This is a genomic window from Pseudomonas rubra (genome assembly GCF_028656935.1).
GTDB classification, from domain to species: Bacteria; Pseudomonadota; Gammaproteobacteria; order Pseudomonadales; family Pseudomonadaceae; genus Aquipseudomonas; species Aquipseudomonas rubra.
Genome location: NZ_JAMDGZ010000029.1, coordinates 1 through 16,268 on the forward strand (window position 1 = coordinate 1; position 16,268 = coordinate 16,268).

The following is a 16,268-nucleotide window of genomic DNA, read 5'->3' on the forward strand; positions in this document are numbered from 1 at the left end:
TTGTTCGGAGCATCCCTAGCCATCCAGGGAGCAATCTGATCATAGCAGTATCTCAATTCAGAATTGAGTTAGCATCGAACTTCACTATCTCGCCGACACTAACCATTCAGAATCTGGGAAATTCAAAATCAGCCGCTAAGTTAATATTTTGAAAAATGCTACTTAACTCAGCTGCGCTCAGGCTTCGCTTGATTGAACCAAGACTCAAAGCTTCGATGTCCAAATTTTTCCCTCCATGCAGCAGCATTTGAGCTGGCAGGTCGCAAACCAGATTCAGGTGCTGTGCTCGCAGCAGCCTGCTTAGCAGGGGTTGGAGCCGGGGATTCGCTTTTCAAATTCCCCACATCACCTAGCTCCTTTCGAATTGCCCGGGGCACATCGGGACGGCCCAGCAAAATCTCCAACAAGCGCTCCCTAGGAACGCCATATTCGTCCAAAAGCTCGTTCAATTTCCTTTCGAATTCCAACTCCCGAACGAGCTCTCCATCCTGAAGCATATGCTCTTTCTGTTTTTCCAGCGTATGCACTAACTCAGTCAGACGAGCGAACTCTTGAAGACAGCCCATATCAGCCTCTATTCAATTAACAGATGGGTTAACTCTACCGCTATCCCACAAAAAAATGTGAGGTACTCACCATTTTTGTGAGCCGGCCAACATTCCGTCGATGGCGTTAGATTGAAGGGGCGCGGATTATGTTCGAATCCGGAGTTCGCAGCAACAATATAAGGCTAAAACGAACTTTCAATGGAAGCAGAGTCGCCCTGATTAAAAACTTTAACTAAGGATCGTAAAATCGATGGTGAGGCTGGATTACTGAGTCATCGAAAGGTTGATCAGGAAGGCAAAGTCACCAGACTTTATGGATGACATGGGCTGATCGCGACCGTCAATTCAGAATTGGCCAGATGAGACCTCATCAAGGCCCCTCGACTCACCGCGTGGCTTCCCAATTCTGAATGCCACAGATCTGCGAAAAGCGCCTGGATCGGCCTCGCTCGGCCCATGCCTATAACCACACATAGACTATGGCTATGCACTAGACCACGCCGCGTAGCCATTCGACGCACGCATCCCGCGACTAGATCAGACGATAGTCACGATGCAAAACGCCCAGCTCATCAAGCCCTCGCGCAAGCATCTGACTGTACCCTTGGCGATCATGGATGAAGGAGGATGAAAGACTGTGCCCTAGCCACTGCTCAAACCCATTTTCGGCGACGTTTACCAGCGCCATTCCCACCGACCGCACGTCTTCAAATCGCCCATGCTGTAGGTCATCCTTGCTCAGGTTGTCGTAGACGTACCAAGTATCATCATCGAGCGCCGACCAACGCTTAAACGAGGCGCGTCTCACTTGGCACGGCACGCAGCGACCACAGTGCTTGTAACCGAACCGCTGGAAACGCCCGCAACTCGTGGATGCCACAGCATGCTGCTTGAGCAAATCCTGGTTTTTGCATTCCACCATCATTTCCCCTTTCGTAACCAGGGCGTAGGGGTTACGAATCTGAACGTTGATGCCTGCAGCATCAAAGATCTGCTGAAGACGCCCAAGGTACTCAGGATGTGCGGTGCGCGTGCTGAGGCTTCCCAATCGAGACATAGTCAGTGGTGGGTTGATAGCGATGAATCCGTTCTCGCAGATATAAAGCGGTACAGTCTCGCCGAGATGGTAGCGATCAAGCGATGTCGCCACCGCCAGGCCGAATGCTAAGAATACGATCGAGCGAGCACGCTGAGACGGCTCCTGCTCCCCCGGAGATTTGGCGACATGATTTAAACCGATTCGGCTCAGTCCAAGGCTCTTGGCGAAGAGATTCTGCTTTTCGCCATCACCTCGGACAATCTGACTCACTGCGTAGGGCTTTACCCCCTGCTCGACCAGATCAATAGCACCAATCAAGCTGTCCAGACCACCCGAGAGCAGCACAACGGAGTCTTCGATAGGGTGCAATGCCTTCATCTGTGCCGGCGGCCCATAACCACCAGGATGAAATGCCAGCGTCCATTGATCCGTTGTAAGGAATCGCAAAGCCGCCTCCAAGGCACGCGCTTGCGTATTCCAAAACACCGGATCCTGCACAGCAATTTCAAGACTGATCTGGCGAGTCCAGGCATCAGCACTTTTTGCTCTCAAAGCAGTGAAATCCGCAGCTACCACCGAAAGGGCGATGTTCAGGAAGTCCCAGGCTTGAGGGCTGATTTCCAGATGAGCCCTATCCAACAGTTCCCTGGCATAGCCACCAACGCTGACCTGCCCATCCTCAGCTTTGCCGTAGATCACCACTTGCATGGCGTCTTCCACACCCGGCACTTTGAAACCAGCGGGGCCGCATACGAATCTCATTCTACGTACCCCTCGAAAACTTCAAAGGTGTCTTTCAATGCCTGTGCGACCACCTGAGAAATTTTCCCTGTGGTCAGGGGCGTTCTGGCGGTTGCGATCTTGCGGAACGACGCGCTCACGCATTCTTTGATGTAATCCTTAATTTCCTTTAAGCGACGCATGGCCACGGTCGCCGACGGAGCTTTCTCCTGAACAGTTTTTCCCAGATCCAGCTCATACCGGTGAAACACATCCATGGCGGTAAAGCGCTCGATAGCAAACGCCCGCTGCTCGACCGACAGGTTAAGCAGGTCGGCGTCCGGGTAACGCAGCAGAACGTCAGACAGCGAACCGCGAATCGATGCGCGCTCGGCTTCCGCATCCTGGGAGCCATCAACAGGGCGCACCGCTTCGACCAGTGCATCCATGACCTCAGAGGCCGAACGGCCCTGCAACAGCGCGCGATCAAGCACACCTGGGCCGGCTTGCGGGTTACCTTCAGCAACCGCCTCAAGGGCGCTGCCGAAGACCCCCGCGATCGACGCAGTGCCCCCAAAGCGAGCAGTGGTTGTTTTGGCACCGCCGTACCCATGCCGGACATATTCCCGCAGACTCTTGCGCAAGCTGTCGCGATTACCACTGCTCGCATAGTCACCAAGCCCCCGCCGCGCGCCCGCGAATCGTCCAGGAGGCGCTAGCGGCGACGGTGCTTGAGGCGCCTGGCTCGGGTCATCAGCTTGGTCACCGTCCTCAGGCCTGTCTTTGTCTGGCTCGGGTGGCCCGTCATCATTCGGATCCGGCTCAGGCGGTTCAGGCGGTTTTGGAGGAACAGGCGGCGCAGGCGGCATCGGCGGCAGCGGAGGAGTCCAAGGGGGAACGAACGGTCGGTTTTTACCAGGCCCGTCATTATTTTGCGAAGTGCCCATCGAATCTCCTTATCGCAGCCTTCACAGGCCCGCTCACTTCAGCGGTCATCCAGAATTCGTACACTGACCTAGCCCATGGCTCGTCGGTCAGTTTAGGCACAATGGCCGCCTGAATTTGTGCAGGCGGGCGATCTTTGAGAAACGCCGCCAGTCGGAGCCCTTGCTGAGGGTCAAGGCGCCCAACCACGAGTAAGGCCTCCAAGATGTCCGGCACGCCCCACTCTTGCTCAGCACCCGCTTTATCCAGCAAACGATCCATCACCACGTTGATGTCTACGGGCGCAATGAGAGCCAGCCGATCTTTCAACTGCCCGGCCATGTCAGGGGTAGCGAGCAGTGCAGTGAGCAGCTCGGCGGCCTCGGAAGACAGCCGGTCTTCGTCCGTGATGATCGGCGCGTGTTCACGACTGACGTAGATGGCTCCCCGCAAATCCTTGTCCGCCAACGCCGGTGGCAGAGCCAGCCATTCCTTCACGAAAGGCAGATCCCAGGGCTGCTGGAGCGTCAGGGCTTTGCCTACCTTCACATCCGCTTCCCACTCGCCAAGCATGGTCGGCTTACCATCCTTGTGGGCAGCCACGGCCTTCATCAACTCTTCATATGCCTTGGGGTTGCCGCTACGCTCAAAGAGCATCAGCTTGACCAGCACCGCCTCGTCAACACCCACCCCGTGGGCACGAGAAATGCTCATCCGGATGGACAAGGCGTTCAGGAAACGCTTGATGAGTCGCGGGTTTCCCTGGATACCTGAGGCGGATGTCATGACTGCAGCCAGGCGCTCGGCGGTGTCGAACTTGCCGATGAGATCTGTGGGGTAGCTATCGTACAAACTCTGCATGAACGCGCGATCCACTCGGTTGCCCTGCCATGTCGACCGAAGCTGCCCGCGTACCTTGATCCGGATGTCTTCGATCACATCTTTCTCCAGCTTACTGTTCTCCAGGAACAGCATCATCATGTACGCCCTGACTTCCTGGGTACCCAGCGGAGGCACACGAATCGGCACCTGGATCAGTTTGTCGAAGTAGCTGGTCACCAAGACATCGTCAGGCACGCCGCTAAAGTGCTTTCGCACCGCGTGCTTGATCATCTCGTTGTCCGCAGCGATCACGAACGCCGTGTTGCGCAGGAACAAGAAGAGCCGAATGGCTTCCAGCGTGGAGATGGTGGTCTCGGGCAGGCAGCGATCTAGGTCGTCGATTAAGACGACCAGCGTGACCCCAAGCTCCTCCAGGATGGCCTCGAAGTTATCCCTGAGTGCCTGGATTTCCTTGGGCGGAGACTTTTTGGCAGGTGCGCTATTCCATAGCTTACCGGCCTCGTCTTTAGCTTTTTCGGCGGTGTCGTGCAGCGCCTCGATCGCGTCCTGATCGACCTGACCATTTCGAACTCGGTCGATAAGCCCAATGACCTCGCTCAGCAAGCCCGGAGCAGGTACGCCCGTCGCAAAGGACATTGCTGTGCTGCCAGCAAGCTTCGCTGCCCGAAGCCAGTTTACTCGTGAGAGAAGCTCCGTGGCCTTATCCAGGCCTTTCGCGCGTTTCTTGGCCTCAGCCTCCAGCCGCGTGGCAATCACATCCATCAGGGCGGCACGGGCGTCATCGTAACCTTGATAGAGCCAGGCGTTGAACTCGACGAACACAAAGTCCTTCTTTGGCTTCTCCTCGCCTTGGGGAGGATCTTTCAGCGACGCCTGGATCAGCTTGATCATGGACGACTTGCCCGCGCCCCACGCTCCAGATACGCCGATGGAAATCGGACGGCCATTAGCTTGGTAAACGATCTCGGCAACCGTGTCAGCCACCCCAGAGAAATTGAGGAAGTCTGTTTCCGTCTCGTTATCTACCCACATGACAACCCTCCTTGGACGTCTTCAGCGTGAAAGCTTTCCGAGTGAAAGTTGTCAGCGTGAAGCAATGGCAACAACGCGCCATAGTAGCCTTTGCGCTGGGCCAGTGGCCACCACCTAACGAGTGCACTTGGATGAGAAATATTTCGTTACGTGGCGGTTAGTCAGGAAAGGGGCTCGCCATGCTAGATCCCCAAGTCACCAGCAAAGTACATGTCCCGAAGATAGTCAGGTAGCTTCTGACTCAGAGCGAGCCGAAAAGCAGCCCAGGTAAGCTCATGCCAAATCTGGTTTTGGATGGCCAAGGTACCCGCAAGCTCGGACACCTCCTCCCCTGCTGCTGCGGGCTCAACAGCGAGGAGCGCCCCCTTAGGCAGAATGTCCCGAAGAAGCTGGATAAGGTCGGATGGATAGCGACCATTGCCATCCAGGTCAGCAATTGGAGAAAAGAGGAAGCACGCCCAGTCTTGCCGCTTTTCGATGACCGGCAGGAGCTTGTTCCGTAGCTCCTCGCGGTTGAAGTTCGAGGCCACCGTCCACCAGATCACCTCTACGTCCTCAAGCTCCAAGCCTTCGGGCGGCGTCTCCAGATAATTCTCATACTGGTCGCACACCACGATCTCAGGCCTGGGGATCGGTTGTCCGGGCTGCCAGGCACTGAGCGGTTGAAGGGCTTCAGGGGACGCTTCGTTCTCGCGATTGTCCTGGGCTTGCTGTACATCATCGGTCTGTACATCGGTGTGGAGCATTGAAAGGCCTTAAATTTGCGAGCAGCGGACGCCAATGGCCGGGCTGGATCCCTTGCCTGTTTGGCGACTCACTGAAAGAGCGAGGTGTGGCTGACGGACAGTGGAGCGCGCAGTCGAGAGGATGAAAACCTGACGGGCCAAGACCGGGCCGGGCTTGGTTCACGACAGCAGGCCCACCGGGGCGCGGCAAAAGTCACTCTCCTCCGCACGCTTTTTGGGCGCTGCGACTATTTATCGTCAATGTATTTCTTGAAGGCCCGCATCATTTTACTCTCGACCATGCTAGCGACCGTATCGTCGCCAGGCTCGCGATGGGCCAAATAATTGTGGGACACGTCGATAACCTTAAAAGAGTCCAAATAGTCCGGATCCAGCTTGGTCTCGCCCTCTGGAACAGCGTACTCGACCCTAATGATCACCTTGTTTTCAAGTGAGAGGTTCCAAAAATCGTCGAAGCTCCTGGCCCGCGATTCAAACCAGAACCTGATCCAGTTCTTTCTCCATGGCTTCGTTTTTGATTGTGGTCGTGCCTGCGCGTCAGTGGTGGGGGTGGCAACGCCCTCAGTCGATGCGGCCTGCTGCGGTTGAACGGGGGCCGGCCTGGTTGCCAGCACTGGCTTGAAATCACTGATGAGCATGAGCGCAACGATCACCTCGTGCTCCTTCATCGCTCGATAGCCCCACACATTGGCCTTGTCGGCAACCTTCAAGACAGCAATGAAATCATTCACGTCTACATACCCGACGTACCGCATAAAGCGGCGCCAGTGCACCTTCCAATTTTTGAAGAAACTCGTCCTCAACTTCTCCGCAAGAGCCGGGTCATGGTCAACCGGGCAAAGGATGGAGTACTTGTGCTTCCCTGCTGACTTGATCGGACAGAAGGGCTGCGGATTCTTTTTGGTATCAGGAAAATGCGCGAAGGTCTGGCGATCCTGGGGATTACTCCCACCTCGAATAAATAAGGGCTGATGACAGGCCGGACAGGTAGTAGCGGGCAGATCCAGTTTGGCCTCGCCCCGATGAGAAGGGCCGTACTCTCGTCGATATTCGGGAATGGTCACTGGCCTACGTGTTACGGGGTGTCTCGCTACCTTCACTCTCAAACCCTTATTCCAGACGCGTTGCTTGGAGTTTCATATAGTGGCCACATGAAATCAAGCAGCGATGGGTATGGGTAAATTGGGCGTCCGGGGGCCACAGGGCTGCTGTGCGTGCTGGGATGTGTTGGGTTGGGTTGGGTTGGGTGGGATTGGATTGAGTCAAGACTTTGGGTTGTGACGGGCGTTCAGGCCCTTCTGGTAGTAGTACTGGCACAGGGCCCCACTGCTGACTAATGCTGCAAGCGTTGTACAGATGGGCATCACCCCCACAAACGCGCCTCTTGTCGGTTCCGAACGAAGCCTCGTCGCATTTGCTTGCGTGCGTTCGGCATCGGTGTCGGTGTCGGTGTCGGTGTCGGGGCGAGCTTCATAAACACGGAAAAATTCATCTCCACTGGCTGGAGAAACGCCGATCTCGACCAGCCAGCCGCACTCTTCTTTCAACAAGCTGTTCAGGGCTTTCAGCTCTGATTTGTTCATGTTCTTCCTATCCTCGTTCCCCAGCGTGCTCACATGTGACGAATGGATCTAACATTCGGCGGTGGGGTCTCGCCGTGGGGCGTTAGTGAACAAACTGCTCTTTTGATCAGTATGGCGATGGAGCAAAAGGCGCCACAAGTATTGAAGTCCGGCTGCGCGTGATGGATCAGAGTGCGTAGGCGAAGGGAAACGTAAACCCTAAAAGGCTTGAATTTACTGGGTTTCAGGGAGGCATGAGGCTGGATTAAGGCGTCGCAAGCGGGAGAAATGAGGCTTTTGGGTTTACCTTTGATTTTTTTGCATTATCAGAGGTATAGGGGTTTACTTTTTAGAAATAACCAATGCCATAATGGAATCAAGCAGCAACCTTCCGAATCCAGAAACCCTTTAGTATCGGGGCTTCTAGGCAAGAAATGTATTTTTTAGGAGGTTGAGATCGCAAACCGTTTTGGGTTGACGTTCTCCTCCAACAAAAAATAACGTCGCGGTAAAACGGTCACACAGCACCACCGCGCCACGGGCCAGGGCCGGACGAATCACTTCGGCCAGGTGCTGGGCACGGGCGGCGAACACCAGCAACAGCTCGGTGTCGGCATCCATTTTCTCGTCGCTGGGGGTCAGCAGCAGTTCGCGGACTTTTTCCGCCAGCGGTGTGCCGCCAGGCTCACGGGTCAGCACAACATCCAGGCCCGCAGCGCGCAAGTGCTCGGCGAGGTACTCGCGATTGGTGCTCTTGCCCGCGCCTTCGGGACCTTCTAGGGTGATAAACAAGCCGCTCACAGGCAGTCCTTACAGTTGATCATTGCGGGGAGGCAGCTTCGCTGGCCGGCGCCGGTTGCTCAGGCACCGGCTCAGGGCTGACGTCCGCCGATGGCGGCGTCTGCGGCTGAGCCTCGGGTTCAGGTTCGGTAACGGGGGCCGGGCTCGAGCGGTAGTCGGCGCGGCGCTTGATCTGGTATTCGCGCACAGCCGAATTGTGTGCATCGAGGTCATCGGAGAACACATGGCTACCATCGCCACGGGCAACGAAATACAGGCTGCTGCCCGGCGTCGGGTTCAACGCGGCATGAATGGCTTCGCGGCCAACCATGGCAATCGGCGTCGGCGGCAGACCGGCGTTGGTGTAGGTGTTGTACGGCGTCGGCTCGCGCAGGTCGGCACGGGTGATCTTGCCGTTGTAACGCTCGCCCATGCCGTAGATCACCGTCGGATCGGTCTGCAGCAGCATGCCTATGCGCATGCGCCGCACGAACACCCCGGCAATCTGCCCGCGCTCTTGCGCTACACCGGTTTCCTTCTCGACCAGCGAGGCCATGATCAGCGCCTGGTACGGGTCGCGATACGGTACGTCGCTGGAGCGTTCAGCCCATTCCTTGGCCAGTACTTCTTCCAGGCGCGCATAGGCCTGCTGGAGGAACTCGACGTCGCTCATGCCGCGCACGAAGCGGTAGGTATCGGGGAAGAATCGCCCTTCCGGGAACACACCGGGATGGCCGAGCTTGTCCATGACCTCGGCGTCGTTCAGACCATCGATGGTTTTCTTGATTTTCTCGTGCTTGGCTAGCGCCGCACGCACCTGGCGGAAATTCCAGCCTTCGACCAGGGTCAAGGTGTACTGCACCACCTCACCGCGACGCCAGACCTCGAACAGCTCGCGCACGGTCATGCCCGGGGTCATGCGGTATTCACCAGTGTGCAGCGGAACACCAGCCATATTGAAACGCCAGTACAGGCGCAGCCAGAAAGCATCTTCGAGCACGCCATCATTCTGCATACGGTAGAACATACGGTTGGGCGTGGTACCGGTGGGCACGTCGAGCAACTGCTCCTGGGACACGTGCAGGGGCTGCTCCAGCGCCGAATTTACCTTCCAGGCCGAATACCCCAACAGCAGGCCGGCCAGGATCAATCCGGTCTCCAGCAGCACCAAGAATTTACGTCTCACAAATCAGGCATCCAGTAGCGTACGGGCAATGGCCTGCAGTTTACGGGTGAGCGGCCCCGGCGGCCAGTTCAGCGATGCAAAAGCCTGTACCGGCCAGATGCCGTAGACGCTGTTGCAGACAAACACTTCGTCGGCCTGCTGCAGATCCTGCAGGCTCAGATCGGTTATCTGCACAGGGATTGCAGCGTCCCTGGCATGATCGAGCAAGGCTGCACGCATCACCCCGGCCACGCCACAACGGCTCAGGTCGGCGGTTAGTAGTTGACCGTCACGCACCAGAAACAGGTTGCTGTACACCCCTTCGATGATGCGCCCGGAAACATCGCGCATCAAACCTTCGGCGTGCCCGGTATCCTGCCATTCGGCACGGGCCAGCACTTGCTCGAGGCGATTGAGGTGTTTCAGGCCGGCCAGCAATGGTTGCTCGGCCAGACGCGTCTGGCAGTCGAACAGGCGAACGCCCTGCTCGGCATGCCCTCGAGAATAAGTGGGCAAGGGATTGCCCTGGAGAATACGCCGCGGCGCCACACCAGCGGCTGGCGCATAGCCGCGCTGGCTGTCGCCACGGGTAACAATCAGCTTGAGCACGCCGTCACCCAACAGGCTGGCATAACGGCAGAGCTCGTCGCGAATCAGGCCGTGATCGACACAGATGTCCAGGCGCTGGCAACCCAGCGCCAGGCGCTCGAGGTGATACTCGAGCAACGATGGCCGACCGGCGCGTACGGCGACGGTCTCGAACAGACCATCGCCATAGGCCAGCCCCCGGCTATGCAACGTCAGTGCATCTGCCGGTTGGCCATCGACCCAGCTGTGCATCAGCCGGCGAACCGGCGGAACACCAGCGAGCCGTTGGTGCCACCAAAACCGAAGGAGTTGGACAGCACCACCTCGATCGGCATGTTACGCGCCTGGTGCGGCACGAAGTCGAGGTCGCAACCGTCGCTCGGCTCATCCAGGTTAATGGTTGGCGGTGCCACCTGGCTGTTGATCGACAGCACGCTGAAGATCGCCTCAACCGCACCGGCGGCGCCAAGCAGGTGACCGGTCATCGACTTGGTCGAGCTGACCGCCAATTTATAGGCGTGATCGCCGAACACCGACTTGATCGCCGACGCTTCGGCCAGGTCGCCGGCTGGCGTCGAGGTACCGTGGGCGTTGATGTAATCAACGTCACTGGCGTTCAGGCCGGCATCGCGCAAGGCGTTGGCCATGCAGCGCGCGGCGCCGCTGCCGTCTTCCGGCGGCGAGGTCATGTGGTAGGCATCGCCACTCATGCCAAAACCCACCAGCTCGGCATAGATGGTTGCGCCACGGGCCTTGGCGTGCTCGAGCTCTTCGAGTACCAGCGCACCGGCACCGTCGGCGAGGACGAAGCCATCACGGCCCTTGTCCCAGGGACGACTGGCACGGGTCGGGTCGTCATTGCGGGTCGACAGCGCCCGCGACGCACCGAAACCACCCATACCCAGACCGCAGGCAGCCATTTCCGCACCGCCGGCAATCATCACGTCGGCTTCACCGAAGGCGATGTTGCGCGCAGCCATGCCGATACAGTGGGTACCGGTGGTGCAAGCGGTGGAGATAGCGTAGTTAGGCCCCTGTACACCCAGGTGGATCGACAGGAAACCGGAAATCATGTTGATGATCGAACCCGGCACGAAGAATGGCGAAATGCGCCGCGGGCCCTGATCATGCAAGGTCCGGCTGGTTTCTTCGATGTTGGTCAGGCCACCGATACCCGAGCCCATGGCAACGCCAATGCGCTCGCGGTTGGCATCGGTCACTTCCAGGCCGGCATTACGCACCGCCTGGAAACCGGCTGCCAGGCCGTACTGAATGAACAGATCGAGCTTGCGGGCTTCCTTGACCGACAGGTACTGCTCGACTTCAAAGCCCTTCACCGAGCCGCCAAAACGGGTGGAGTAGGCAGACAGGTCCGTATGCTCGATCAGACCTATGCCACTGCGGCCAGCCAGAATGCCCTGCCAACTGCTCGGCACATCCGTACCCAGTGGCGACAGCATACCCATACCGGTGACCACGACGCGTCTACGCGACACAGCACTCTCCTTATTCAATTGACTACATCTCTTGTAAAGAAAAAACCGCACGCCGGCGAAGGCAGTGCGGTTTTTCCATGACAAGAAGCGACGACTACAACGTCTTAGGCCTGGTGGCTGGTGACGTAGTCGATAGCAGCTTGAACAGTAGTGATCTTCTCGGCTTCTTCGTCAGGGATTTCGGTCTCGAATTCCTCTTCCAGAGCCATCACCAGCTCAACGGTGTCAAGGGAATCGGCACCCAGATCTTCAACGAAGGAAGCGGTGTTCACTACTTCTTCTTCTTTAACGCCCAGTTGCTCGGCGACGATTTTCTTGACGCGTTCTTCGATGGTGCTCATACCTTGTTTTCACTCCTAATGGACATATGTCAGGCAGCTGGCCGGTGTGTAAGTGTATAGAAAGACGTCTGCTTTTCAAGCGCAACACGCCTTGCAAGACCACACCTGCCAACCAACTAGAATCTGGTTGCAGCTTTATAACGGATTTTAGACCGCTCGTATGACATTTTTTTGAAGCAATCCGTCACATTCAATTTTACATGTACATGCCGCCATTGACCGGAATGGTCGCGCCGGTCACATAGCCTGCACCTTCGGAGGCCAGGAAAGCCACCACATTGGCGATCTCCTGTGCCTGGCCCAGACGCCCCAGGGGGATCTGGTTCTGCAGCGCCTCCCGCTGAGCTTCTGGCAGCTCACGGGTCATGTCGGTGTCGATGAAGCCTGGGGTCACCGAGTTGACGGTGATCGCACGGGAACCGACTTCACGCGCCAGGGCGCGACTGAAACCTTCCAGGCCGGCCTTGGCGGCGGCGTAGTTGACCTGACCGGCGTTACCCATGGCACCGACTACCGAGCCGATGCTGATGATACGACCCCAACGCGCCTTGGTCATGCCACGCAGCACGCCCTTGGACAGACGGTAAAGGCTGTTCAGGTTGGTGTCGATGACGTCGAACCACTCGTCGTCCTTCATGCGCATCATGAGGTTGTCGCGGGTGATTCCGGCATTGTTGACCAGGATGGTCGGCGCACCGAACTGCTCCTGGATCTTGGCCAGGGTGGCGGTGACCGACTCGTCGCTGGCCACGTTCAACTCAAGGCCGGTACCGGCAATGCCATGTTCCTTGAGGGTTGCAGCGATACGCTCAGCACCCGAGGCGGAGGTAGCGGTACCGATCACGGTAGCGCCCAGACGGCCCAGTTCCAGGGCGATAGCCTGACCAATACCACGGCTGGCGCCGGTAACCAGTGCAACTTTACCTTGCAGGCTCATGCAAGTTTCTCCTAATTCAGGCCTGCGCCGCGAGCGTCGCGGCGAAAGCATCCGGGGTATTGAGGTTAGAGGTGTTGACGCCGTCAGCGCAGCGCTTATTCAGGCCGGCCAGAACCTTGCCCGGGCCGCATTCGACCAGGTTTACCGCGCCATTGGCGGCCAGGGCCTGGACGCACTCGACCCAGCGTACCGGCTTGTACAGCTGCTCCAGCAAGTCGCGCTTGAGGGTGTCGAGGTCCGCGGCAACTGCGGCGCTGACGTTCTGCACTACTGGAATCTGGGGGGCTTTCCAGTCGATGGCATTGACCGATTCGGCAAAGCGCTCGGCAGCCGGGCGCATCAGCTCGCAGTGCGACGGCACGCTGACCGGCAGTGGCAGGGCACGCTTGGCGCCAGCTGCCTTGCAGGCTTCCATAGCGCGTTCGACGGCCGCCTTGGCGCCGGCAATCACCACCTGGCCGGGCGAGTTGAAGTTGACCGCACTGACCACTTCGCCCTGAGCAGCTTCTGCACAGATAGCCACGACAACGGCGTCGTCAAGGCCGAGGATCGCCGCCATGGCGCCCTGCCCGGCCGGCACGGCCTCCTGCATGAGTTCGCCACGACGCTTGACCAGCTTCACCGCGTCACCCAGGCTCAGGCTGCCAGCTGCGACCAGGGCACTGTACTCGCCCAGGCTGTGACCGGAAACGAACGCCGGGCGCGCACCGCCTTCGGCCAGCCACAGGCGCCACAAGGCGATCGAGGCGGTGAGGATGGCCGGCTGGGTTTTGTCGGTTTGGTTGAGTTGCTCTTCCGGACCGTTCTGGGTCAGTGCCCAGAGGTCATAGCCCAGAGCCTCGGAGGCCTCACGGAAGGTATCAATAACCAGCGGATACTGGGCGCCCAGCTCGGCGAGCATGCCGAGGGACTGCGAACCTTGACCGGGAAAGACGAATGCGAGGGATGCAGACATTGAACAAGCCCCTAGTGATCTTGTCGTCGGAAATAAAGCGCCCAGCACCAGACTGAGCACAACAAACTGAAGAGTTGGATGGTAACGAAGACCAAGCGGTCACATTTAACCACTTCGTGAGGCATATGCCTAAAGCAACAAGTCTTCCAGACGCCCGTGCAGGCGTTGCGGCAGGTTCTCCTGGATCTCGATCAGCGCACGCTGGATGGCGCTCTGAAAGCCCTGCACGCCTGCAGAACCGTGACTCTTGATGACGATACCCTGCAAGCCAAGGAAACTTGCGCCATTGTGTCGCGCCGGCGCCAGGTCAGCCTGCAGCCGGCGCAGCAGCGGCATGGCCACAGCACCAGCCAGGCGCGCAGCAAGCCCGCCCCTGAACAGCGCTTCGATACGCGAACCGATCATCGTCGCCAAGCCTTCGCTGGACTTAAGCAGAATGTTACCGACAAAACCGTCGCACACCACCACGTCCGCCTCGCCGCGATACAACCCATCACCTTCGACGAAGCCGATGTAGTTCAGCCCCCGGGCGTTCTGCAGCAGACTGGCAGCAAGCTTGACCTGCTGATTACCTTTGATGTCTTCGGTACCGACATTGAGCAAGGCAACCCGCGGTCGAGCAATGCCCAGGGCCTGGGCGGCCACCGAACCCATCACGGCGAACTGATAGAGATTTTCCGCACTGCAGTCGACGTTGGCGCCAAGGTCGAGCAACTGGCAATAACCAGCCTGAGTGGGGATGGCGGCAACCATGGCCGGGCGATCAATGCCGGGCAGGGTTTTCAAGACATAGCGCGACAGCGCCATCAGTGCACCGGTGTTGCCGGCACTCACGCAGGCCTGGACCTTGCCATCACGCAATAATTCGAGGGCCACGCGCATGGACGAATCGGGCTTGCCGCGCAATGCCTGGGACGGCCGCTCATCCATGCTGATCACTTCGCTGGCAGCCACAATCTGCAGGCGCGCACGATCCGCTGCCGACTGGCCAGCGAGAAGATCTTCAAGGAGGGGGGGTTGACCGACGAGGGCCAGGTGCAGCGAGGGGGTAGCCGATAGGCAAGCAATACTTGCCTGAACAATGCTGCGGGGACCGAAGTCCCCGCCCATTGCGTCAATCGCGATGATCTGAGCGGACAAGGATTACTCGTCAGCGCCCTTGTCGATCACTTTACGACCACGGTATACGCCTTCTGGCGATACGTGGTGACGCAGGTGCACTTCACCAGTGGTTTTCTCTACGGACAGAGCGTTTTCCGAGAGGGCGTCGTGCGAACGGCGCATGTCACGGGCAGAGCGGGATTTTTTGTTCTGCTGAACAGCCATAATTGATTAACTCCTAAACGTTTGGGTCACGCTTTAACTGCGCCAATACACTGAACGGGTTGGACCGTGTTACCTCGTCCTTGCTCGGTTCGGGCTCATCGGCGCCCGCCGGCTGCTGGCATTCTTCCGGATGATGAGCAGGCACGATAGGCAAGGCGAGCAAAAGCTCCTCCTCGACCAAGGCCTGCAGATCCAAAGGATCTTCGCCCAGTTCCAGCACGTCATAACCTTTCGGCAACGACTGGGTATTCGCACCCTCCTTCACCACAGCATAAGTGCTTTCGCTGTGGATCGGCAGGGTGACCAGCTCAAGACAACGCTGGCAAACCATCTTGACCTCGACGCTCAGGTCGGTGTGGATAACCACAGCCTTCTGCTCGTCGCGCTCAAAATCGAATTTAGCCTGCACCGTACCGACAGTATCGGAAAGCGGGTCGCAGAGTCTCTCCAAATCGGCGAGCTGCAGTGTTCCTTCAAGGGAAACACCACGATCGGCCAATTTGCGCGGGTCAACGTGAGGTGGAATCGGGTCATTCAACATAGGCGCAGCATTCTAGGGATGACCCCCGCCTCTGTCAAAGGAAATTCGGCTTCGTTCAACATGTTAGAATCGTTTCACCTGCCCAGGAGTCTATCATGCTGCCTTTATTACTGGCTTCCAGCTCACCTTACCGGCGCGAACTACTCGAGCGCCTGCGCCTGCCGTTCAGCTGGACCTCCCCGGATATCGACGAACAACGCCTGGACGAAGAGCCGGCCCTTGAACTGGTCAAACGCCTGGCCCGAGAGAAAGCCCAGGCCCTGGCCACAAGCCACCCTGACCATTTGATCATCGGTTCGGACCAGGTCGCAGTGCTCGGCGAGCAGATCCTCGGCAAACCGCACACCTTTGAGCGCGCCTGTGAGCAATTGCTGGCCGCCAGCGGTAATCACGTAACCTTCCTCACCGGCCTTGCGCTGCTAAACAGCAGCACCGGCCACTGCCAGGTCGACTGTGTACCCTTCACCGTGAACATGCGCGAGCTGGACTTGCCACGCATCGAACGCTACCTGCGCGCCGAGCAACCTTACGATTGCGCCGGCAGCTTCAAGGCCGAAGGCCTGGGCGTAAGCCTGTTCCAGAGCACCCACGGCGTAGATGCCACCAGCCTGATCGGCCTACCGCTGATTCGCCTGGTGGATATGCTGCTGGCCGAAGGCGTGAGCCTGCCCTGACCAAACACAAAAAAGCCGACCTCAAAGGGTCGGCTTTTTCATTGAGCCAAT

General features: G+C 58.2%; 17 protein-coding genes and 1 pseudogene. 1 reads left to right on the forward strand and 17 read right to left on the reverse strand.

Annotated features, from left to right (window positions below; translation table 11 throughout):
- Nucleotides 1-167: 167 nt before the first annotated feature.
- The 17 genes and pseudogenes from M5G17_RS14120 to M5G17_RS14200 form a co-directional block, all read right to left on the reverse strand.
- The gene (locus tag M5G17_RS14120) at nucleotides 168-566 is read right to left on the reverse strand and encodes a hypothetical protein (protein ID WP_273893516.1); all 399 of its coding nucleotides are present in this window, start codon (nucleotides 564-566) and stop codon (nucleotides 168-170) included.
- Nucleotides 567-1,080: 514 nt separating this feature from the next.
- Nucleotides 1,081-2,349: a Qat anti-phage system QueC-like protein QatC gene (gene qatC / locus M5G17_RS14125; protein ID WP_337993367.1), complete on the reverse strand. Its 1,269-nt coding sequence runs from the start codon at nucleotides 2,347-2,349 to the stop codon at nucleotides 1,081-1,083.
- Entirely contained in the window at nucleotides 2,346-2,951 is a 606-nt protein-coding gene (gene qatB, locus M5G17_RS14130) for a Qat anti-phage system associated protein QatB (protein WP_273893518.1), read from the reverse strand. The genes qatC and qatB overlap by 4 nt, the downstream gene beginning before the upstream one ends.
- Nucleotides 2,952-3,234: 283 nt before the next feature.
- Complete coding sequence (locus tag M5G17_RS14135; protein ID WP_273893519.1) at nucleotides 3,235-5,106, reverse strand: KAP family P-loop NTPase fold protein; 1,872 nt, start codon at nucleotides 5,104-5,106, stop codon at nucleotides 3,235-3,237.
- Nucleotides 5,107-5,288: 182 nt separating this feature from the next.
- Nucleotides 5,289-5,852, reverse strand: coding sequence for a hypothetical protein (locus M5G17_RS14140; protein WP_273893520.1), 564 nt, complete (start codon nucleotides 5,850-5,852; stop codon nucleotides 5,289-5,291).
- 227 nt (nucleotides 5,853-6,079) lie between these two features.
- Nucleotides 6,080-6,916, reverse strand: a complete 837-nt coding sequence (locus M5G17_RS14145) for a hypothetical protein (protein WP_273893521.1) — start codon at nucleotides 6,914-6,916, stop codon at nucleotides 6,080-6,082.
- A 198-nt stretch (nucleotides 6,917-7,114) separates the two neighbouring features.
- On the reverse strand, nucleotides 7,115-7,435 hold the full coding sequence (locus M5G17_RS14150) for a hypothetical protein (RefSeq protein WP_273893522.1): 321 nt from the start codon (nucleotides 7,433-7,435) through the stop codon (nucleotides 7,115-7,117).
- A 456-nt stretch (nucleotides 7,436-7,891) separates the two neighbouring features.
- Nucleotides 7,892-8,215, reverse strand: a pseudogene (gene tmk, locus M5G17_RS14155) (dTMP kinase); the annotation flags it as partial.
- A gap of 19 nt (nucleotides 8,216-8,234) precedes the next feature.
- Nucleotides 8,235-9,380: an endolytic transglycosylase MltG gene (gene mltG, locus M5G17_RS14160; protein WP_273893523.1), complete on the reverse strand. Its 1,146-nt coding sequence runs from the start codon at nucleotides 9,378-9,380 to the stop codon at nucleotides 8,235-8,237.
- Between the two features lie 3 nt (nucleotides 9,381-9,383).
- Nucleotides 9,384-10,199, reverse strand: coding sequence for an aminodeoxychorismate lyase (gene pabC / locus M5G17_RS14165; RefSeq protein ID WP_273893524.1), 816 nt, complete (start codon nucleotides 10,197-10,199; stop codon nucleotides 9,384-9,386).
- Complete coding sequence (gene fabF / locus M5G17_RS14170) at nucleotides 10,199-11,443, reverse strand: beta-ketoacyl-ACP synthase II (protein ID WP_130265654.1); 1,245 nt, start codon at nucleotides 11,441-11,443, stop codon at nucleotides 10,199-10,201. The genes pabC and fabF overlap by 1 nt, the downstream gene beginning before the upstream one ends.
- A gap of 104 nt (nucleotides 11,444-11,547) precedes the next feature.
- Nucleotides 11,548-11,784 carry an acyl carrier protein gene (gene acpP / locus M5G17_RS14175; RefSeq protein ID WP_003175607.1) on the reverse strand — a complete coding sequence of 79 codons (237 nt, stop codon included), beginning with the start codon at nucleotides 11,782-11,784 and terminating at the stop codon, nucleotides 11,548-11,550.
- A gap of 196 nt (nucleotides 11,785-11,980) precedes the next feature.
- Nucleotides 11,981-12,721 (reverse strand): 3-oxoacyl-ACP reductase FabG, encoded by a 741-nt coding sequence (gene fabG, locus M5G17_RS14180; RefSeq protein WP_273893525.1) that lies wholly within the window; start codon nucleotides 12,719-12,721, stop codon nucleotides 11,981-11,983.
- 16 nt (nucleotides 12,722-12,737) lie between these two features.
- Entirely contained in the window at nucleotides 12,738-13,676 is a 939-nt protein-coding gene (gene fabD / locus M5G17_RS14185; protein WP_273893526.1) for an ACP S-malonyltransferase, read from the reverse strand.
- A gap of 129 nt (nucleotides 13,677-13,805) precedes the next feature.
- Complete coding sequence (gene plsX / locus M5G17_RS14190) at nucleotides 13,806-14,816, reverse strand: phosphate acyltransferase PlsX (RefSeq protein WP_273893527.1); 1,011 nt, start codon at nucleotides 14,814-14,816, stop codon at nucleotides 13,806-13,808.
- Between the two features lie 3 nt (nucleotides 14,817-14,819).
- A complete protein-coding gene (rpmF, locus tag M5G17_RS14195) occupies nucleotides 14,820-15,002 on the reverse strand; it encodes a 50S ribosomal protein L32 (RefSeq protein WP_010223221.1) in 183 nt (60 codons plus the stop codon).
- Nucleotides 15,003-15,015: 13 nt separating this feature from the next.
- Nucleotides 15,016-15,543, reverse strand: coding sequence for a YceD family protein (locus M5G17_RS14200; RefSeq protein WP_273893529.1), 528 nt, complete (start codon nucleotides 15,541-15,543; stop codon nucleotides 15,016-15,018).
- 95 nt (nucleotides 15,544-15,638) lie between these two features.
- Between M5G17_RS14200 and M5G17_RS14205 the strand changes: the two genes are divergently transcribed.
- Nucleotides 15,639-16,217, forward strand: a complete 579-nt coding sequence (locus M5G17_RS14205; RefSeq protein ID WP_273893530.1) for a Maf family protein — start codon at nucleotides 15,639-15,641, stop codon at nucleotides 16,215-16,217.
- Nucleotides 16,218-16,268 lie beyond the last annotated feature (51 nt).